16 protein-coding genes and 2 tRNA genes are annotated in these 16,776 nt (G+C 69.8%); 2 read left to right on the top strand and 16 right to left on the bottom strand.

What is annotated here, in order from left to right; translation table 11 throughout:
* Nucleotides 1-356 precede the first annotated feature (356 nt).
* From BW990_RS17905 to BW990_RS17840, 14 genes are all read right to left on the bottom strand, one after another.
* Nucleotides 357-431 (bottom strand) — tRNA-Glu (locus BW990_RS17905).
* A gap of 141 nt (nucleotides 432-572) precedes the next feature.
* Nucleotides 573-1,289 (bottom strand): GntR family transcriptional regulator, encoded by a 717-nt coding sequence (locus tag BW990_RS17900; RefSeq protein ID WP_076450248.1) that lies wholly within the window; start codon nucleotides 1,287-1,289, stop codon nucleotides 573-575.
* Nucleotides 1,286-2,575 (bottom strand): TRAP transporter large permease, encoded by a 1,290-nt coding sequence (locus BW990_RS17895; protein WP_076450257.1) that lies wholly within the window; start codon nucleotides 2,573-2,575, stop codon nucleotides 1,286-1,288. Before BW990_RS17895 ends, BW990_RS17900 begins: the two co-directional genes overlap by 4 nt.
* Complete coding sequence (locus BW990_RS17890; RefSeq protein ID WP_076450245.1) at nucleotides 2,568-3,089, bottom strand: TRAP transporter small permease subunit; 522 nt, start codon at nucleotides 3,087-3,089, stop codon at nucleotides 2,568-2,570. Before BW990_RS17890 ends, BW990_RS17895 begins: the two co-directional genes overlap by 8 nt.
* A 53-nt stretch (nucleotides 3,090-3,142) precedes the next feature.
* On the bottom strand, nucleotides 3,143-4,141 hold the full coding sequence (locus BW990_RS17885; protein WP_076450242.1) for a TRAP transporter substrate-binding protein: 999 nt from the start codon (nucleotides 4,139-4,141) through the stop codon (nucleotides 3,143-3,145).
* Complete coding sequence (locus BW990_RS17880; protein ID WP_076450240.1) at nucleotides 4,138-5,793, bottom strand: hydantoinase B/oxoprolinase family protein; 1,656 nt, start codon at nucleotides 5,791-5,793, stop codon at nucleotides 4,138-4,140. Before BW990_RS17880 ends, BW990_RS17885 begins: the two co-directional genes overlap by 4 nt.
* Complete coding sequence (locus BW990_RS17875; RefSeq protein ID WP_076450233.1) at nucleotides 5,790-7,859, bottom strand: hydantoinase/oxoprolinase family protein; 2,070 nt, start codon at nucleotides 7,857-7,859, stop codon at nucleotides 5,790-5,792. Before BW990_RS17875 ends, BW990_RS17880 begins: the two co-directional genes overlap by 4 nt.
* Before the next feature lie 128 nt (nucleotides 7,860-7,987).
* Nucleotides 7,988-8,248, bottom strand: coding sequence for a hypothetical protein (locus BW990_RS17870; RefSeq protein WP_076450231.1), 261 nt, complete (start codon nucleotides 8,246-8,248; stop codon nucleotides 7,988-7,990).
* Between the two features lie 357 nt (nucleotides 8,249-8,605).
* Nucleotides 8,606-8,680, bottom strand: a tRNA-Glu gene (locus BW990_RS17865).
* Nucleotides 8,681-8,735: 55 nt separating this feature from the next.
* Nucleotides 8,736-10,493: a single-stranded-DNA-specific exonuclease RecJ gene (gene recJ / locus BW990_RS17860; RefSeq protein WP_076450229.1), complete on the bottom strand. Its 1,758-nt coding sequence runs from the start codon at nucleotides 10,491-10,493 to the stop codon at nucleotides 8,736-8,738.
* Between the two features lie 111 nt (nucleotides 10,494-10,604).
* A complete protein-coding gene (gene glpX / locus BW990_RS17855; protein ID WP_076450227.1) occupies nucleotides 10,605-11,570 on the bottom strand; it encodes a class II fructose-bisphosphatase in 966 nt (321 codons plus the stop codon).
* Between the two features lie 138 nt (nucleotides 11,571-11,708).
* Entirely contained in the window at nucleotides 11,709-12,131 is a 423-nt protein-coding gene (locus BW990_RS17850; RefSeq protein WP_076450225.1) for an NUDIX domain-containing protein, read from the bottom strand.
* On the bottom strand, nucleotides 12,106-13,392 hold the full coding sequence (locus BW990_RS17845) for a homoserine dehydrogenase (protein ID WP_076450224.1): 1,287 nt from the start codon (nucleotides 13,390-13,392) through the stop codon (nucleotides 12,106-12,108). The genes BW990_RS17850 and BW990_RS17845 overlap by 26 nt, the downstream gene beginning before the upstream one ends.
* A 316-nt stretch (nucleotides 13,393-13,708) precedes the next feature.
* Entirely contained in the window at nucleotides 13,709-13,996 is a 288-nt protein-coding gene (locus BW990_RS17840) for a hypothetical protein (RefSeq protein ID WP_076450222.1), read from the bottom strand.
* A 131-nt stretch (nucleotides 13,997-14,127) separates the two neighbouring features.
* On the opposite strand from BW990_RS17840, the gene BW990_RS17835 reads away from it, so the two are divergent.
* Nucleotides 14,128-14,715 carry a TetR/AcrR family transcriptional regulator gene (locus BW990_RS17835; RefSeq protein WP_076450220.1) on the top strand — a complete coding sequence of 196 codons (588 nt, stop codon included), beginning with the start codon at nucleotides 14,128-14,130 and terminating at the stop codon, nucleotides 14,713-14,715.
* Nucleotides 14,716-14,928: 213 nt separating this feature from the next.
* Here BW990_RS17835 and BW990_RS17830 read toward each other — a convergent pair whose 3' ends face one another.
* Nucleotides 14,929-15,363 carry a c-type cytochrome gene (locus BW990_RS17830; protein WP_076450218.1) on the bottom strand — a complete coding sequence of 145 codons (435 nt, stop codon included), beginning with the start codon at nucleotides 15,361-15,363 and terminating at the stop codon, nucleotides 14,929-14,931.
* 228 nt (nucleotides 15,364-15,591) lie between these two features.
* Here BW990_RS17830 and BW990_RS17825 point away from each other — a divergent pair, with 228 nt between their 5' ends.
* Nucleotides 15,592-16,026 carry a DMT family transporter gene (locus tag BW990_RS17825; RefSeq protein ID WP_076450215.1) on the top strand — a complete coding sequence of 145 codons (435 nt, stop codon included), beginning with the start codon at nucleotides 15,592-15,594 and terminating at the stop codon, nucleotides 16,024-16,026.
* On the opposite strand, the gene BW990_RS17820 is transcribed toward BW990_RS17825, so the two are convergent.
* A complete protein-coding gene (locus tag BW990_RS17820) occupies nucleotides 16,023-16,715 on the bottom strand; it encodes a DUF3047 domain-containing protein (RefSeq protein WP_076450213.1) in 693 nt (230 codons plus the stop codon). The two genes, BW990_RS17825 and BW990_RS17820, sit on opposite strands and share 4 nt — an antisense overlap.
* Nucleotides 16,716-16,776 lie beyond the last annotated feature (61 nt).

Raw genomic sequence — 16,776 nt, 5'->3', positions numbered from 1 at the left:
CCTCAGCGCCGCCCCGTCTGGCGTCCCAACCGCGCCTCAGCGCCGCCGGTGAAGGGGCTTCTACGGCTACCAATCAAAACCCGCAAGCGGAAAATTCAGAATTCCGGTGATTTTTTTCACCATCCTCGCCAAACCTCTGCCTTGGCTGAAAAAATCCGCGCCCGTCGTGCCTTGGCCTGGCCCGTCACCTGCAGGGACGGCGCTTGCGCGGCTCATCTCAGTGGAATCGCCCCCGCGCCCTGCGGGGCTTGAGCGCCCGAAACGGGCCAAGCCCCCCTGCCCCGGCCTCCGACACGGCCGTGTAGAGGTCAGGCCCGGAAGGCCCGTGCATCTGCTGGTATGTGAAGGCGGGGAGGTGGCAGCCCGTAGGGGAATCGAACCCCTCTTTCCAGGTTGAAAACCTGGCGTCCTAACCGATAGACGAACGGGCCATCCTAGGCGGCGTGACTAGGCCAAGCGCGGGAGGCTCGCAAGGGTTTTCTTCACCCGGTGCCGCAGGATGCAGCCGCGGGACCACCCTGCGCCGCAAGCCACGCCGCGCCGCGCGGGCGGCGGACGGGCCGCGGGACGCCTCACTCTATGCGCACATCGCTTTGCACCGAGAAACGCGCGGGATCGAAGGTCGCGACCGACACTTCGATCAGCGTGTCGTCTTCCGAAAAGAGCCGCGCGTCGATGCGGAGCGCCGGGGCGCCCGGGGCGATGCCGATGATCGCGGCATCCTCGGGCGCGCAGGCCACCGCATGCACCGATTGCGTCACCCGGGCGACTGCCACGCCGAAGCTTTCCTCGATCAGCTGGAAGACCGAGCGGTCGGCGCCGTCGAGAAGCGTCGCGATCCCGGCATAGCGCGCGGGCACGTAGACGCGGTTGGCGCTGAAGGGGCGCGCCGCCCCGCCAAGCCGTCTCTGCGCGGTCACTTCCAGCCAGAAGCCCGTCTCGCTGACGAGGTCGGCCAATTGCGGCACGCTGTCCGAGGTCACCTGGCGCTGGCCGATGATCTCCAGATGGGTGTCGCGCCCGAGGCTCAGCAATTCGTCGATGCTTTGCGTGGCCATGTGGAAATGGCGGCGCGGCTCGGTGCCGATGATCTCGGTGCCCGCGCGTTTGCGCCGGCGCAGCACGCCCGCCGATTCCAGCTCCGCGAAGGCGAGGCGCAGGGTGGACCGGCTGACCCCCAGCTCCGCGGCATATTCCGCCTCGGGCGGCAGCCGGTCGCCGACCTTCAGCTCCCCCGCCGCGATCCGGGCCAGAAGCGTATCGACCAGCTGCGCGTAGAGCGGTCTCATCGCAGCGTTCCCGGGAGCCAGAGCGCGAGGCCCGGAAAGATCGCGAGCAGAACGGCGAAAACCAGCAGCAGGCCGAAGAACGGCAGCGCGGCGCGCGCGATGGTGCCGATCCCCTCGCCGGTCTGAGACTGGATGACGAAGAGGTTGAACCCGATGGGCGGGGTGATCTGGCTGATCTCGACCGCGACGACGACGAAGATGCCGAACCACAGCGGATCGTAGCCCGCCGCCGTGACCAGAGGCAGGGTGATCGGCAGGGTCATGACGATGATCGAGGTGCCGTCGAGGAACATGCCCAGAAGCGCGTAGAAGGCGAGCAGGACGAGGATCAGCGCGAAGGGCGACAGACCGAGGCCCGCGATATGTCCCGCGATGGCCTTGGGAATGCCGAGAAAGCTGAAGGCGGAATTGAGCAGCGCCGCGCCGATGATGATGAGGCCGATCATCGCCGAGGTGCGCACCGCCCGCCGCCCGGCCCGGATCATCGCCGCGGTGGAAAAGCGCCCCATCACCGCCGCGATGAGGATGGCGCCCAGCACGCCGATGGCCGCAAGCTCGGTGACGCTGGCGATGCCCATGTAAAGCGCGCCCATGATGGCCACGATCAGCCCCGCCACCGGCCCGATATCGCGCAGGCCGCGCAGGCGCTCGGCCCAGCTTGGCCGGTCGGGTTTGGGCTGCGCGCCGCTGAGGGTCTGGTGCAGCGCGATATAGAGCATGTAGAGCGCGGCCAGCGACAGGCCGGGGATCACGCCCGCGACGAAGAGCTCGAGGATGGATTGCTCGGCGATCACGCCGTAGATGATCATGATGATCGAGGGCGGGATCAGAAAGCCCAGCGTGCCCGCCCCGGCGAGCGAGCCCATGGCGAGTTGCCGGTCATAACCGCGGGCGGCAAGTTCGGGCAGGCTGACCTTGCCGACGATGGCCGTGGTCGCCGCCGAGGAGCCGGAGACCGCCGCGAAAAGCGTCGAGCCCACGACATTGACGTGCAGCAGCCCGCCCGGAAGCCGCCCGAGCCAGGGAGCCAGCCCCGAAAAGAGCGACCGGCCCAAGCCCGCCGCCACGAGGATCTCGCTCATCAATATGAAGAGCGGCAGCGACAGAAGCGGCGACGGGATCAGCGCGCCCCAGATCACCCCGCTCGAGAAGATGTCCATCGGGATATTGGGCTTGAATACCGACAGGAGAATGTAGCCCGTGGCGAAGAGCGACAGGCCGATCCAGACCGATCCGGCGAGAAGGCCCACGAAAAGCAGGATCGCGACGAGCGAGATCTCAAGCATCGCCGGGCTCCGCATCGGCGTCGCGGATCTCCGTCTGCCGCCCGGTCAGGCGGCGTGCGGCGCGCGCGGCCAGATCGAGCCAGAGCTGCGCCATGCCCCAGAGCACGAGCGCCTGCGGAATCCAGAGCGGCGTCTGGGTGACGCTGGTTGCGAGGATATCCCGGTCATAGGACGTGCCCACCTTGGTCGCCATCGCCGAGACGATCAGCGCGACGATGCCGAGGGCCGCGACATTCGCCGCGACATCGAGCCCGGTGCGCAAGCGGCGCGGCAACCGTTCGGTGACGAGCGTGATGCGCACATGCACGCCCGCGCGGATCGCCGGGCCGGATGCGAGCGCGAAGAGTGCCGCCATGGCGTATTGGCTGAATTCCCAGGTGAAGGAGAAGCTTTGCGCCTGCGAGCGGGCCACCACCTCCACGAGCATGAGGGCGCAATATCCGAAGATCAGCGCCACGGCGGCGCTTTCGGCAAGGCGCGAGAGCCGGTCGATGAGGGCGAGCGTTCTGTCCATGGGCCTGCCGGGCCGCCGGATATCGCCCGGCGGCCCTCGTCCTTTCCTGCTGCTTACTTGCCGACTTCGGCGGCATAGGCGTCGACCACGGCCTGCGCCTCGGGCACCTTGGCGAAGAAATCCGCCCACATCGCCTTGCCGGCCTCGGCCATCTTGGCCTCGAGGCTGTCATCGGCCATCGACACCGTCATGCCGTTCTCCACGAGCACGGCGGTCTGGGCCTCGTCCTCGGCGGCGGAGGTGGCCCAGAAATCGGCCTCCATCTCGTCGGCCAGCGTCTCGATCGTCGTGCGCTCGGCGTCGCTGAGGGCGTTCCACGCGTCGAGGTTGACGGTCACCGCGTCGGGCGACATCGACCAGTTGAGCGGATTGAAGTGGCTGGTGAACTGGTAGAGCTTCGAATTGGCGCCCGTGGAGGTCGAGGTCGCGGCCCCGTCCACCGTGCCCGCGGCCACCGCGGCGGCCAACTCGCCGAAGGGCAACTCGACCGGGGCGGCGCCCAGGCGTTCCAGGAACTCGAAGGAGGTCGCGTTGAAGGCGCGGATGCGCAGGCCCTCGATATCCTCGGCGCTGATTACGGCCTCCTTGGTGTAGATGCCGGGCGACGGCCACGGCACGTAATAGAGCACCTTCTGATTGTGCGCCTCGAAGATCGCGTCATAGGTCGGCCCCGCCGCCGCGAGCCAGGCGCGCATCTCGTCCTGGCCCTGGATCAGGTAGGGCAGCGTGTCGATGCCGAGGAACGGCGCCTCGCCCGCCTGCAGGAAAAGCAGCATGTCGGCCATCTGCACGATGCCGTTCTCGACCGAGGACAGCTTCTCGGTGGCGCCCACGCCCAGCTCGCCCGAGGGGTGCACGGTGATATCCACCGATCCGTCCGTCGCCTCGCGCACCGCGTCGGCGAAGGCGATGGCGCTTTCGACATGGAAATTGCCGGCGCCCCAGGCGGTGCTGAGATCCCATTGGGTCTGGGCGCTGGCATGGCCCGCGCCCAGGGTCAGCGCCGTGGTGGCGGCGATGGTCGCGGTGGCGAATGTGCTGACATAGCTCATTTGGTCTTCCTCCCGTTGGTGTTGGAACCATAGATGGTTTTCGCGGCCTCGTCCGAGACCATTCCGTGTTCCCGGTCACGCGCCAGCGCCTCCGGGTCGCGCTCCGCGGGATCGCCGAAGCCCCCGCCGCCGGGCGTCTGCAGGATCAGCCGTTCCCCGGCGGGCACCCGGTAAAGCCCCTTGTCGGTGATCGTCGTGCCGTCGGTGGTCTGCACCTGCCCCGCCGCGCCGTCCCGGCCGCCCTGGCGGCCCGCGGGCCCGGTCGAGAGCCGTTCGAACGCGGCGGCGGAAAGCGACAGGTCCTCGCCGATGCGCGATCCGATCTCGATCCGCTGGCCGAGGCCACCGCGATACTTGCCCGCGCCGCCCGTATCGGGGGCGAATTCCTTGGCATGGTAGATGAGCGGCGCGGCCACCTCGGCAGCCTCCACCGGCACGGCCCCCACCCCCGAGGGGAAAGCCGTGGCCGACAGCCCGTCCGCGCCGGGCCGCGCGCCCATGCCACCCAGCGCCACGTTGAGCGAGGCGAACTCGGTCGCCCCCGCACCCGACAGCGACATCGTCCAGAGCGCGCCCGCGCTTTCGGCCAGAACCTCGCCCGGCAGGGCCTGTTCGAGGCACCCCAGCATCAGATCCGGCAGCGCCTGGCCGATGACGTGCCGCGCGCTGACCGGGCTCGGGCGCTCGGCGCTGACGACGAGGCCCGGCGGCGCGGTTATACGGATCGCCTCCAGCGAGGCGTGGTTGTTGGGCACGTCGGGGGTCAGGAGCGCGCGGATGCCGAAGGCCGCATAGGCCGCGGAGTAGTTCAGCGGGCAGTTGATGCCGCGCGCCACCACCGCCGAGGAGCCCGCGAGGTCCACGTCGATGCGCCCCTCGCCGATGGTCATGGTCGCGCGCAGCTCGATCGGCGCGTCGTAGCCGTCGAGCATCAGGTGGTTTTCGTAGACGCCCTGCGGCGCGCGCGCCAGCGCCCGGCGCGTGCCGGTGGCGGAGCTTTCGAAGATGAAGCGCGAAAGATCCGCCAGATCGCGCAGCGCGTATTCCGCCATCAGATCGGCAAGCCGGGCCACGCCGGTATCGTTGCAGGTCAGCAGCGACAGGATATCGCCGCGCGCCTCGTGCGGGACCCGTGAATTGGCGGTGACGATGGCCAGAAGGTCCTCGTTGAGCACCCTGCCCCGGCGCAGATGCATGACCGGGAAGGTCACGCCCTCCTCGAAGACCGACGCGGCCTCCGCCGACCAGCCGCGCCCGCCGATATCGACGATATGGCTGGTGGAGGCGAGGTAGCCGACGATCCGGCCTTCGATGAAGGCCGGGGTGACGACGACGAAATCGAAGATGTGACCGGCCCCGAGCCAGGGATCGTTGGTCACCAGCGCATCGCCCGGACGCAGCTTGTCCGCCGGGACCCGGTCCAGCATCGCGCGCACCGAAGCGGCCATGGTGTTCACGTGGCCCGGCGTGCCGGTCACCGCCTGGGCCAGCATCTGGCCCTCGGCGTTGAACAACCCCGCCGAAAGATCGCCCGCCTCGCGGACGATGGCGCCGAAGGCCGCGCGCATCAGCGCGTTGGCCTGCTCCTCGCAGACCGAGATCAGCCGGTTCCAGAGCACGTTCTGCGCCACGATATCCGCCGCGTCGGTCATGAGGCGTCGCGCTCCAGCAGAAGATGGCCCTCGGGCAGGCGCCGCACATTCCACCCGGGCCGGACGAGCGTCGTGGTCTGCGCTTCGGGGATGACGATCGGGCCGTGCGCGGTCCCGCAGCCCACGGCGTCGCGGGGCACCTCGCGGTAATCGAGCGTCGCGCGGGCGCCGAGGTCGTAGATCGCGCGCGTGCGGCCGGGATCCTCGGCGGGCCGAGTTGGTGCGGCATGCGCGGCCTTGACCGTGCGCGCTTCGCGGGCGGTCACGCTGATCGAGGCCAGTTCCACCGGGACCTCGACAAGGGTGAAGCCCACGAGGTCGCGGTAGCGCTCCTCGAACCGGGCCGGCAGGTCCGCGAGCGCGTCTTCCAGCCTGGGCCCCGGTGGCAGGGACAGCGCCAGGTCGAGCCCCTGCCCGCGGTAGCGCAGCTCGGCCCGGATATCGCAGGCAATCCGGTCCTCGGGCACGGCCCCGGCAACCACCGCGCGGACCTCATCCATGGCCGCCGCGATCCGTGCGGCCAGCGCGGGGCGGTCGATCTCCGAGAGCGGTTCGACCACCGACAGCGCGGTTTCGAAGGCCACCGGAGAGCGCAGGAAGCCCACGGCGGAGCCGACGCCCGCATTGTCGGGCACGATGATGCGGCGAATGCCCAGCTTCTCGGCGATCCGTGCCCCGTGCAGCGCCCCGCCGCCGCCCGAGACGAGGATATCGAAGCGCGCGACATCGAGGCCGAGCTCGACGCCGTGGACCCGGGCCGCGTTCGCCATGGTCTCGTCCGCCAGTTCGACGATGCCCGCCGCCGCCGAGGCCGCGCCGTCGATCCCGAGGGGCGCCGCGATATCCCGCGCGATGACCGCCGGGGCGCGCCCGGGCGCGAGGTCGATGATGCCGCCCGCGAAATTCTCCGCCGAGAGATTGCCCACGGCCAGATGCGCATCGGTGATGGTCGGCTCGTCGCCGCCCCGATCATAGGCGGCGGGCCCGGGATCGGACCCCGCGCTGCGCGGCCCGACCTTCAGCCGCCCCAGCGTGTCGATCTCGGCGATGGACCCGCCGCCCGCGCCGATCTCGACCAGTTCTACGGTGGGCACCTTCACCGGCAGGCCGCTGCCCTTGGTGTCGCGCCAGGCGCGGGCTACCTCGAAGCGGCGGCTGGTCCGGGGCGTGCCGTTCTCGATGAAGCAGATCTTCGCCGTGGTGCCGCCGATATCGATGGACAAGGTGCGGTCCGACCCGACCTCGCGCGAGACATGCGCCGCGAGCGCCACGCCGCCCGCCGGGCCACCCTCGACAAGGCGTATGGGAAAGCGGATGGCCTGGTCGACGGTGGTGAGCGCGCCGTCCGACAGCATCATCAGGAACGCGCCGTCGAAACCCTGCGCCGTGAGCCCCGCGCGCAGGCGCTCGACATAGCGGGTCATCAGCGGGCGCACATAGGCATTGGCGCAGACGGTCGAGAAGCGGTCGTATTCCCGGATCTCGCCCGCCACGTCCGAGCTGAGGCAGATCGTGACCGCCGGGTCGAGCCGCGCGCGCAGCCGTTCGGCGACGCAGCGCTCGTGCGCGGGGTTCCGGTAGGCGTGCAGGAACCCGATGGCCACGGCTTCGACGCCGTCCTCTGCCAGCCGGTCGGCCAGCGCGTCGATCTCCGCCGTCTCGGGCGCGGTCAGCACCGATCCATCCGCGAGGATCCGCTCCCGCAGGCCAAAGCGGCGGGGGCGCGGCACCAGCGGCTCCGGCATCTCGATATCGAGCGCGTATTGGTCGAAGCGCTTCTCGTAACGCATCTCGAGCACGTCGCGGAAGCCCGCCGTGGTCACGAAGGCGGTCTTCGCGCCCCGCCGTTCGATCAGCGCGTTGGTCGCGAGCGTGGTGCCGTGGACGATGCTGGTGACCTCGGTGAGCGACAGGCCGTTATCGGCCATCACGCGCGCCACCCCGTTGAGTGCCGCGACTTCCGGGTGGCGCGGACTGGTCAGGACCTTGACCGAGAAAAGCCGGTCCGGCGTCTCGGCGACCACGTCCGTGAAAGTGCCGCCGATGTCGATTGCGATCCGAACCATGTCGAATTGGTACGGACTTAATGGTTTGGTGTCAACTTTACCTGTTTGCGTCGGTCTACCTGCTCTTGAGCGCCGTTCACGCAGTCGGACAGGCCCGCCTTCTGCGTGACCTCACGGGCGGCGCCCGATCAGGTCTTCTCGTCGTCGGCCTCGGTCTCGGCCTTGGCTTTCAGCTCGTCATAATTGCTGGGGTCGAAATCCTCGGGGTCGTAGGCCTCCTCGTTTTCGGCGATCCCGGTCAGATAGGTGGTGCCGGTGCTCTCGTCATAGACCAGACCGTAATTGGCCTTGCCCTCGGACTTGTAGCGCCGGAATTCGTGGATGCAGGCCATAATGACGACGGCCAGGATCGGCAGCAGAATGAGGATGGGGATCAGTTTGTCTTGCATGACAGGCTCCTTTTCGAGCTGTTCTGGGGCGGGTCCGGCACCGGCACGCCTGCCCGCTGTCGGGTCCGGTGGCAGTAGCGACCCTAGGTCAAGCGTTCGGACGGCGCTGGTTGTTCCGTGGCCGTTGGAATCGGGCAGCGCTGACGTGTGCAGGGCGCGACCGGCTCAGGCCGTGACAGGATCGCATCGATGGATGAGGAACCGCGCTGCGGCGCACCAAGGCCGGATGATCTTCCGGCTGTCGCCGCGCGTCGCGATGAACTTGCGCCATCGCCCAAACCTATTGGCAAACGGACCGGCATTCAACCGCGCCGCTTACGGAGCGACGCTGCGGATCGTGGCGATTTCAGGGGAAAGTGGCAGCCCGTAGGGGAATCGAACCCCTCTTTCCAGGTTGAAAACCTGGCGTCCTAACCGATAGACGAACGGGCCACGCTGGCTGTGGGCGGTGTCTAGAAAAAACCCGTGCCCCCTGCAAGAGGCTTTTTCAGGAATTTTCGCCGCCTGCGGGCGCGGCATCCTCGAGGCGCACCTGCACGCTGCGCCGGCCGCGGAATTCGTTGATCTCGAGCCGCCCGGCGAGGTGGAAGCGCGCGCCCTTGTGCTGCGACAGGGCCATGCCCATCGGCGTGTCGAACGCACCGAAACAGATCGCATCGAGGCGCGCGCCCATCCCGTCGCCGATGCCGAGCTTGAGATGCCCGGTGCCGACCTCCTTGCAATACTCGATCCGGGCGTCGGGAAAGGCGAAGCGCGGCGCCGGCGCGCCCGCGCCGAAGGGGCCTGCGGCCTCCAGCGCCTCGATCAGCTCGGGCGTCGCGGCGCCGGGCATCAGGAGCCCGTCGAGCCGCAGATCCGCCGCACCACCCGTCCCCGCGCCCTGTTTCGCCAGGAGCGCCCCGAGCCGGTCCATGGCGTCCTCCAGCCGGTCGCGCGCGACGGTCAGCCCGGCGGCCATCTTGTGCCCGCCACCTTTCAGAAGCAGCCCCTCGGCGGCGAGTTTCTGGATGCTGGCGCCGAGATCGACGCCCGAGACGGAGCGCCCCGATCCCTTGCCCTCGTCGCCGTCGAGGCCGATCACCACCGCGGGCCGGTTGGTGGCCTCCTTCAGCCGCGCGGCGACGATGCCGACGACCCCCGGATGCCAGCCCTCGCCCGCCGCCCAGACCAGCGGCGCATCGAGGCCTCGCGTTTCGGCCTGGGCCATGGCGGCGGCGCGCACGGCGCCCTCGATCTCCCGCCGCTCGGTATTGAGCTGGTCGAGCCGTTCGGCCAGTGCGGCGGCCTCGTGCACATCCTCGGTCGCCAGAAGCCGCGCGCCCAGATCGGCGGCGCCGATCCGCCCGCCCGCATTGACCCGCGGTCCCAGCACGTAGCCCAGATGATAGGCGGCGGGGGCGGTCTCGAGCCGGGCGATGTCGCTGAGCGCGACAAGGCCCGGGCGGGCGCGCCGGGCCATGACCTGCAGGCCCTGACGCACCAGCGCCCGGTTGACCCCGCGCAGGGGCGCCACGTCGGCCACGGTCGCCAGCGCCACCAGGTCGAGCATCGCCATCAGGTCCGGCCCCGCCTGCCCCGCGGCGCGCATCTGCCGTCCGCATTCGACCAGCATCAGGAAGACCACGCCCGCGGCGCAGAGATGCGCCAGCGCGCCATCCTCGTCCTGCCGGTTGGGGTTTACGACCGCATGGGCGGGCGGCAGCGTCTCGCCGCCCAGGTGATGATCGAGCACGACCACCTCCGCCGTCTCTGAGGCCGCCGCGATCGGCGCATGCGACAGCGTTCCGCAATCGACGCAGAGGATCAGGTCGTGATGCGCCGCAAGCTCCCGCATCGCCGGCACGTTCGGGCCGTAGCCCTCGTCGATCCGGTCGGGAATATAAAGCGTGACCGCCCGGCCCTGCCTGCGGAACCAGTCGATCAGCAGCGCGGCGGAGGCGCCGCCATCGACGTCGTAATCGGCGAAGACCGCCACCCGTTCGCCGCGGGCCACGGCCTGCAGGACGCGCGCCGCCGCCGCTTCCATGTCGCGCAGGGAGCGGGGGTCGGGCAGCAGGTCGCGCAGCTTGGGATCGAGGAAGGAGGCCGCCTCGGCGGGCGTGACGCCGAGCCGCGCGAGCGTGGCGCAAACGGGCGCCGCGAGGCCGGTTTCCTGCCCCATCGCCTCGGATGCGCGCTGCACTTCCGGGCCGGGGCCGACCCAGCGCCGTCCGGTCAGGGATGTCTCGACACCAAGGTAACTCAAGAGCGCGCGCCCCTCACGATCGGACCGAAAATACCTCCGGGGGTTTTGGGGGCAGAGCCCCCAACCGGATCGCCGCGCCCGCGCGGCGATCCGCTCTTCGGAGCGGACCCCTCACCGGGTCGGGTTGCGATAGACCATGCGCCGCACCGATCCGGTCTTCGACCGCATCAGGATCGTCTCGGTCGTCAGATACCCGACCTCGCGCTTGATGCCCGGCAGGATCGAGCCCGAGGTCACGCCGGTCGCCGCGAAGATGACGTGATCCGTGACCATGTCGTCGCGGCTGTAGATCCGGTCGAGATCGGTGATCCCGGCCTTGGCGGCGCGGCCCCGCTCGTCGTCGTTGCGGAAGATCAGGCGGCCATACATCTGCCCGCCCATGCATTTCAGCGCCGACGCGGCCAGCACGCCCTCTGGCGCCCCGCCCGATCCCATATACATGTCGATCCCGGTGATGTCGGGCTCGGCGGTGTGCATGACGCCCGCCACGTCGCCATCGGTGATGAGCCGGATGGCGGCGCCGGTGGCGCGGACCTCGGCGATCATGTCCTCGTGGCGGGGGCGTTCCAGGATACAGACCGTGATGTCGCGGGGGTGGCAGGCCTTGGCGGCGGCCAGCGCCTCGACCCGTTCGCGCGGGCTCATGTCGAGCGTCACCACGCCCTCGGCGAAGCCCGGCCCGATGGCGAGCTTGTCCATGTAGACGTCGGGCGCATGCAGCATCGAGCCGCGCGGCCCCATGGCGATCACCGTCAGCGCGTTCGGCATGTCCTTGGCGGTGAGCGTGGTGCCTTCCAGCGGATCGAGGGCGATATCGACGCCCGGCCCGTTGCCCGAGCCCACTTCCTCGCCGATATAAAGCATCGGCGCCTCGTCGCGTTCACCTTCGCCGATCACAACGGTGCCTGCGATATCGAGCTTGTTGAGCTGCTCGCGCATGGCGTTGACCGCGGCCTGATCGGCGGCCTTCTCGTCGCCGCGCCCGATGAAATCCGCCGAGGCGATCGCCGCGGCCTCCGATACGCGGGCCAGGCCCAGAGACAACATGCGGTCGTTAAAATCCTTGGGCGCGTTCATGAGGAGGCTCCGGGTCTGTCAATGTCTGGTCGTGCCCTGACTACCCCGGCCCCGTGCGCCTCCGCAAGGACAAGGGGCGGGCAGGATTTCAATTAAAATCCTGCCTTGGCGCTGACGGGCAATCCGCGCGGCAGGATTCTATCTGAAATCCTGCCCAAGCGCGCGCAGGCACAGCCGGTCGACATCCCGGCTCATGAGCAATCCGCCCCCGATCACGCGGGAGACCGGGAACCAGCCCGCCTCCTCGGCATCGTCGGCCGCCCGCGCATCGCCTTCGGCGCCGTGGCAGACGAAGGCATCGAGCCGGTAGAAGAAGTCGGGCCGGATGATGTGAAGCGTGCCGAGCGCCGTGGCCCTCTGCGCGCGCAGGCCCGTCTCCTCGGCCAGTTCGCGCAGTGCCGTCTCCGCCGCGGTCTCGCCGGGCTCGCATTTGCCGCCGGGATAGCCCCAGAGCCCCGCATCGGGCCGGTTGCGCCGCCGCACCAGGAGCGCGTGCCCCCCGCGGATCACCACCGCCAGCGCCGCGGGCGTCGGCTCAGACTTCCTCGATGCGGAGCGCAACCGGATCGCTTCCCAACACGCCCGTGGTGCTCATCGCGCCGATCGCCTGGTCGAGCGCGTCGCGCGTGGTCTTGTGCGTGACGATGAGCACCGGCGCGGTGTCGTCGGTGTGATCGTATTGCCGCATCCGGTTGATCGAGATGCCCGCATCGCCGAGCGCCGTGGCGACCTTGGCCAGCGCGCCGGGCTTGTCCAGAAGCCGCATGCGCAGGTAATAGGGCGCGGGCGTCGCCACGGTCGCGGTCTGCGCCTTGTTCAGCGCCACCGCGGGCTTGCCGAAGGTCGAGATGCGCAGGCCGCGCGCGATATCCATCACGTCGCCCAGCACCGCCGAGGCCGTGGGCCCCTCGCCCGCGCCTGCGCCGCGCATGACGATCTGGCCGACGCTGTCGCCCTCGATCACCACCATGTTGGTGCCGCCATCGAGCTGCCCCAGCGGCGAGGTCTGCGGCACGAGACAGGGCGCCATGCGCTGCTCGAGCCCGCGGCCGGTCATCCGCGCCACGCCCAGAAGCTTGATCTTGTAGCCCATGTCGGCCGCCTGCCGGATATCGTCGATGGAGACCTTGCCGATCCCCTCGAGGCGCACGCCGGCGAAATCGACCACCGTGCCGAAGGCGATGGAGGCCAGGAGCGCCAGCTTGTGCCCGGCATCGATGCCGCCCACGTCGAGCTCCGGATCGGCCTCGAGATAGCCCAGGTCGTCCGCCTCCGCGAAGGCCTGGCCATAGGTCAGCCCGGCCGATTCCATCCGCGTCAGGATGTAGTTGCAGGTGCCGTTCATCACGCCCATGACGCGGCTGATCTCGTTGCCCGCAAGGCCCTCGGTCAGCGCCTTGATGACCGGGATGCCGCCCGCGACCGCCGCCTCGAAGCGCAGGACCGCGCCCTTCTCGTCGGCCAGCTGCGCCAGCATCTGCCCGTGATGGGCCAGCATCGCCTTGTTGGCGGTCACCACGTCCTTGCCGGCATCGAGCGCGGCCTGCGTCGCGGCCTTGGCGGGCCCGTCCGAGCCGCCCATCAGCTCGACGAAGACATCGACATCCTCGCGCCGGGCAAGCGCCACGGGATCGTCCTCCCAGGCGAAATCCGTCAGCCGGACGCCGCGATCCTTGTCGCGGTTGCGCGCCGAGACCGCGACGATCTGGATCGATCGCCCGGTGCGCGTGGCCAGCAGATTCGCCTTCTGGCGCACGATCTTGACGACGCCGGCGCCGACCGTACCGAGGCCGGCAATTCCAAGACGCAGGGGCTCTGACATGGGCGCGCGGCTCCTTTTGGCGGAACGGGACCAGCGGCCCCGGAAGGGTGTGCCGTTCCTCTAGCCGCTCCGGCGGGGCGCTGCAACGCGTCTCAGCGTGGCGCGTTCCCGCGCGCCATCTCAGCGCGGTGCGATCCCGCGCGCCATCTCAGCGCGGCGCGATACCGCGCGCCATCTCAGCGCGGCGCGATACCGCGCGCCATCTCAGCGCGGCGCGATACCGCGCGCCATCTCAGCGCGGCGCGATACCGCGCGCCATCTCAGCGCGGCGCGATACCGCGCGCCATCTCAGCGCGGCGCGATACCGCGCGCCATCTCAGCGCGGCGCGATACCGCGCGCCATCCGCGCGCGCGTGCGCGGATCGATCACCGGCTCCTGCAAGCGCGCGGCGCGCGCCCGAAGCGCCGCGGCCCGCGCGGAGACGCCCGCGCGCAGATCGGGCGTGGCGCGGGCGGGCGCACCGCGCAAAAGCGCGTCGATCGGCAGAAGGTCGGGATAGGGCGCCGCGGCCACGCCCGGAGTCGCCGTCGCGTCGAGCTCGGGAAACTGAGTGCAGCCCGAAACTCCGAGACAGAGGGCGAGAAGGAAGGCAGGCGCGCGCATGGGCAATCCGGTCGGTCAGAGCCCTGTCTTGCCCGAGGCCCCGGCCCTTGGCAAGTCCGCGCCGCAGCCCCCCTGCGCCACGCGTCCCGGCATGTCTTGATCTGAACGAGCGTTCATATCACACTCGCGCCATGGCACGCACCCGCGGTTCCCATTCCGACATCACCGGACCGCGCGTCGAGCGCGCGGCGCTGGAGCTGTTCGCGCGCGACGGCTATGCCGCCGTCTCCATGCGCCGCATCGCCGCCGAGGTGGGGGTGCAGGCGGGCGCGCTCTACAATTACACGCCCGACAAGCAGACGCTGCTCTTCTCGCTGATGAAGTCGCACATGCAGGACCTGTTGGCGGCCTACGACGCCTGGGAAGCGCCGGACGATCCGCTGGGCCGGCTCGAGGCCTTCGCGCGCTTCCATATCCGGTTCAATTCCGAACGGCCCGCGGCGGTTTTCATCTCCTACATGGAGCTGCGCAATCTCGACCCCGAGCATTTCGCCGAGATCGAGGCCCTGCGCCGCCGCTATGAAGGCGCGCTCGTGGACATCCTGCGCGACGGCGCGGCGACGGGGGTGTTCGACGTGGACGACCCGCGCATCACCGCCTTCGCGATGATCGGCATGCTCACGCAGCTCAACACCTGGTTCCGCCGGGGCGGCCGGCTGAGCCTCGCCGAGGTCGAGGAGCTTTACTGGTCGATGCTCCGCCGGTTGGTCGCGGCTTGACGCGGCCCCTCACGATCGGACCGGAAATACCTCCAGAGAGCGCGAGAGACAGCGTCTCTCGCCGGGCGCGGCCCGGTCCTCGCGGCCGGGGCGCGCCCGCCCGCCGCGAGCCTATCCGGTGGAACGATCGCCCGCAGGAACGCGAGGATAAAGCCAGGCCAACCGCCTAGTCCGCAGCACACGCACAACTGACGCCGGCCGGGGCATGCCGGCCTAGCGGGTGGCCTGGATCGTGCGCAGATACTCGGTCAGCGCCACCAGCGTGCGCGGCGTGGGCGTGAGGATGCCGTCGCCGGTGTCGTAGGGCACGAGATCGCCGCGCAGCAACTCGCCGAATTCCGGCATGCCGGGCCCGGCGATATCGGACCGCGCATAGCCGTCGATCGTCGACAGCACCCGGGCTGCCGGGTACACATCGCCGTTGCGCACGCTCAGAAGGGTGAGATCGCGCGGCGGCTTGCGCATGGCGCGCGCCATGGGGCCGTCGCCCTTGCCATCGACGCCGTGGCAGATGGTGCAATATTCCTGGTAGAGCCGCGCGCCGTCCGACGCGCCCGGCATCGCGGCCTCGCCGCCGCCGCCCTCTATCTGGCAGGCCGACAGCGCGACCGTGGCGATCCCCAGAAATGCGATGCGTAACCCTGTCATGTCTCGGCTCCTGTCCCGTGCGGCCCCGGTTTCCGCCTGCCCGGTGCGCTCCCGTCTTCCCATGTCTGGCAAGCGCGGGAACGGCGCGCAAGGGCGGATCGGCCCGGTGGCGGGCCGCCGCCCGCGACGCGCAGCTTTCGGCGTGACAAGACCGCCCGCCCGGTCCACGGTCGCGCCGGGACGGCACCGGCCCGTCCAAGAGCAGTCACACCGCGAAAGGGGCGCGCCATGATCCATTATGCCGCAATCATGTTTCTGGCCGGGATCGGCATCCCGCTGCTTGCGGCGCTCAATGCCGCGCTCGGGACGCGGATGGGCTCGCCCGCCTCCGCGGCCTTCATCCTCTTCGCCGTGGCGCTGGCCGCGACCGCGCTTGCGATGCTGATCACCGGGCCGCAGGCGCTGCTGCGTGCGGCAGGCGCGCCGAAGCATTTGTTCCTCGCGGGGCTCTTCGTGGCCTTCTACGTGCTGTCGGTGACCTATATCGCCCCGCATTTCGGAGTCGGGAACGCGGTGTTCTTCGTGCTGATCGGCCAGCTCGTTTCCGCCGCGCTCATCGACCAGTTCGGGCTTTTCGGCGCGCGCCCCTCGCCGCTGACGATGACGCGCGCCACCGGCATCGCGGTCATGGCGCTCGGCGTCTGGATCACCCAGCGCGCCTAGTCGACCTGCAGCCCGCTGATGGTGGCGTCGATGCGGCTGTCGGTGTCGTCGCTGTCCCCCGAGACCGCGATGCCGACCAATGCGCCCGGCGCGCCGCCACCGAAGGCGCGGGCGTAATCCGCGGCCAGATCGACCCGCTCCCGGTGGCCGCCGGTGCCCGCGCCGCGCAGCACCACGGTCTTGCCCCGCGCGCCCAGATAGGGGCTCGGCAGCACCGCGCCGCGGGCCTGATCGCCGCCCCAGACATAGACCAGCGCGCGGATCGCCTCCTCGTTGAGAAGCCGGGTGATCGAGGCGCCCTGCAGGGCCCGCGCCTCGGCTTCGGGCAGGAAGACGAAATAGACGGCAAGATTGCGGTCGTCGCCGCCCTTGCGGGTCAGATCGGTGGGCGGCACGCTGGTCTCAACCGACCACGACCACGACGCCCCGCGCGCCTGCCAGTTCGCCGGCGCCAGCGGCCGATAGGCGATCGACACCGTGCCGTCGGAGACGACCGAGAGCGCGTCGCCGCGGAAATCGTAATCATTGCCGGAGAAAAGCGAGAAGCGCTGCACCTTCCAGGAGGCGTCGTCGAAGGGCACCGTGGCGGCGGTCACCGCGGAGGGCAGCACGGCGGGCATGGCCAGCGCTGCGGCCACAAGCGCAGACGTCAGCCCGCGGTGCAGGGAAAAAAGGCGGCGTGCGGTCATGGCGTTCTCGCTTGTCCTCGTCATTTCGCTGTGACGGAGGCTAGACCGCAGCCAGGTTACA

It is taken from the genome of Roseivivax lentus, assembly GCF_900156805.1.
Taxonomy (GTDB): Bacteria; Pseudomonadota; Alphaproteobacteria; order Rhodobacterales; family Rhodobacteraceae; genus Roseivivax; species Roseivivax lentus.
Note: the sequence above shows the minus strand (reverse complement) of the source record. Positions and strands in the feature narration are given on the sequence as shown.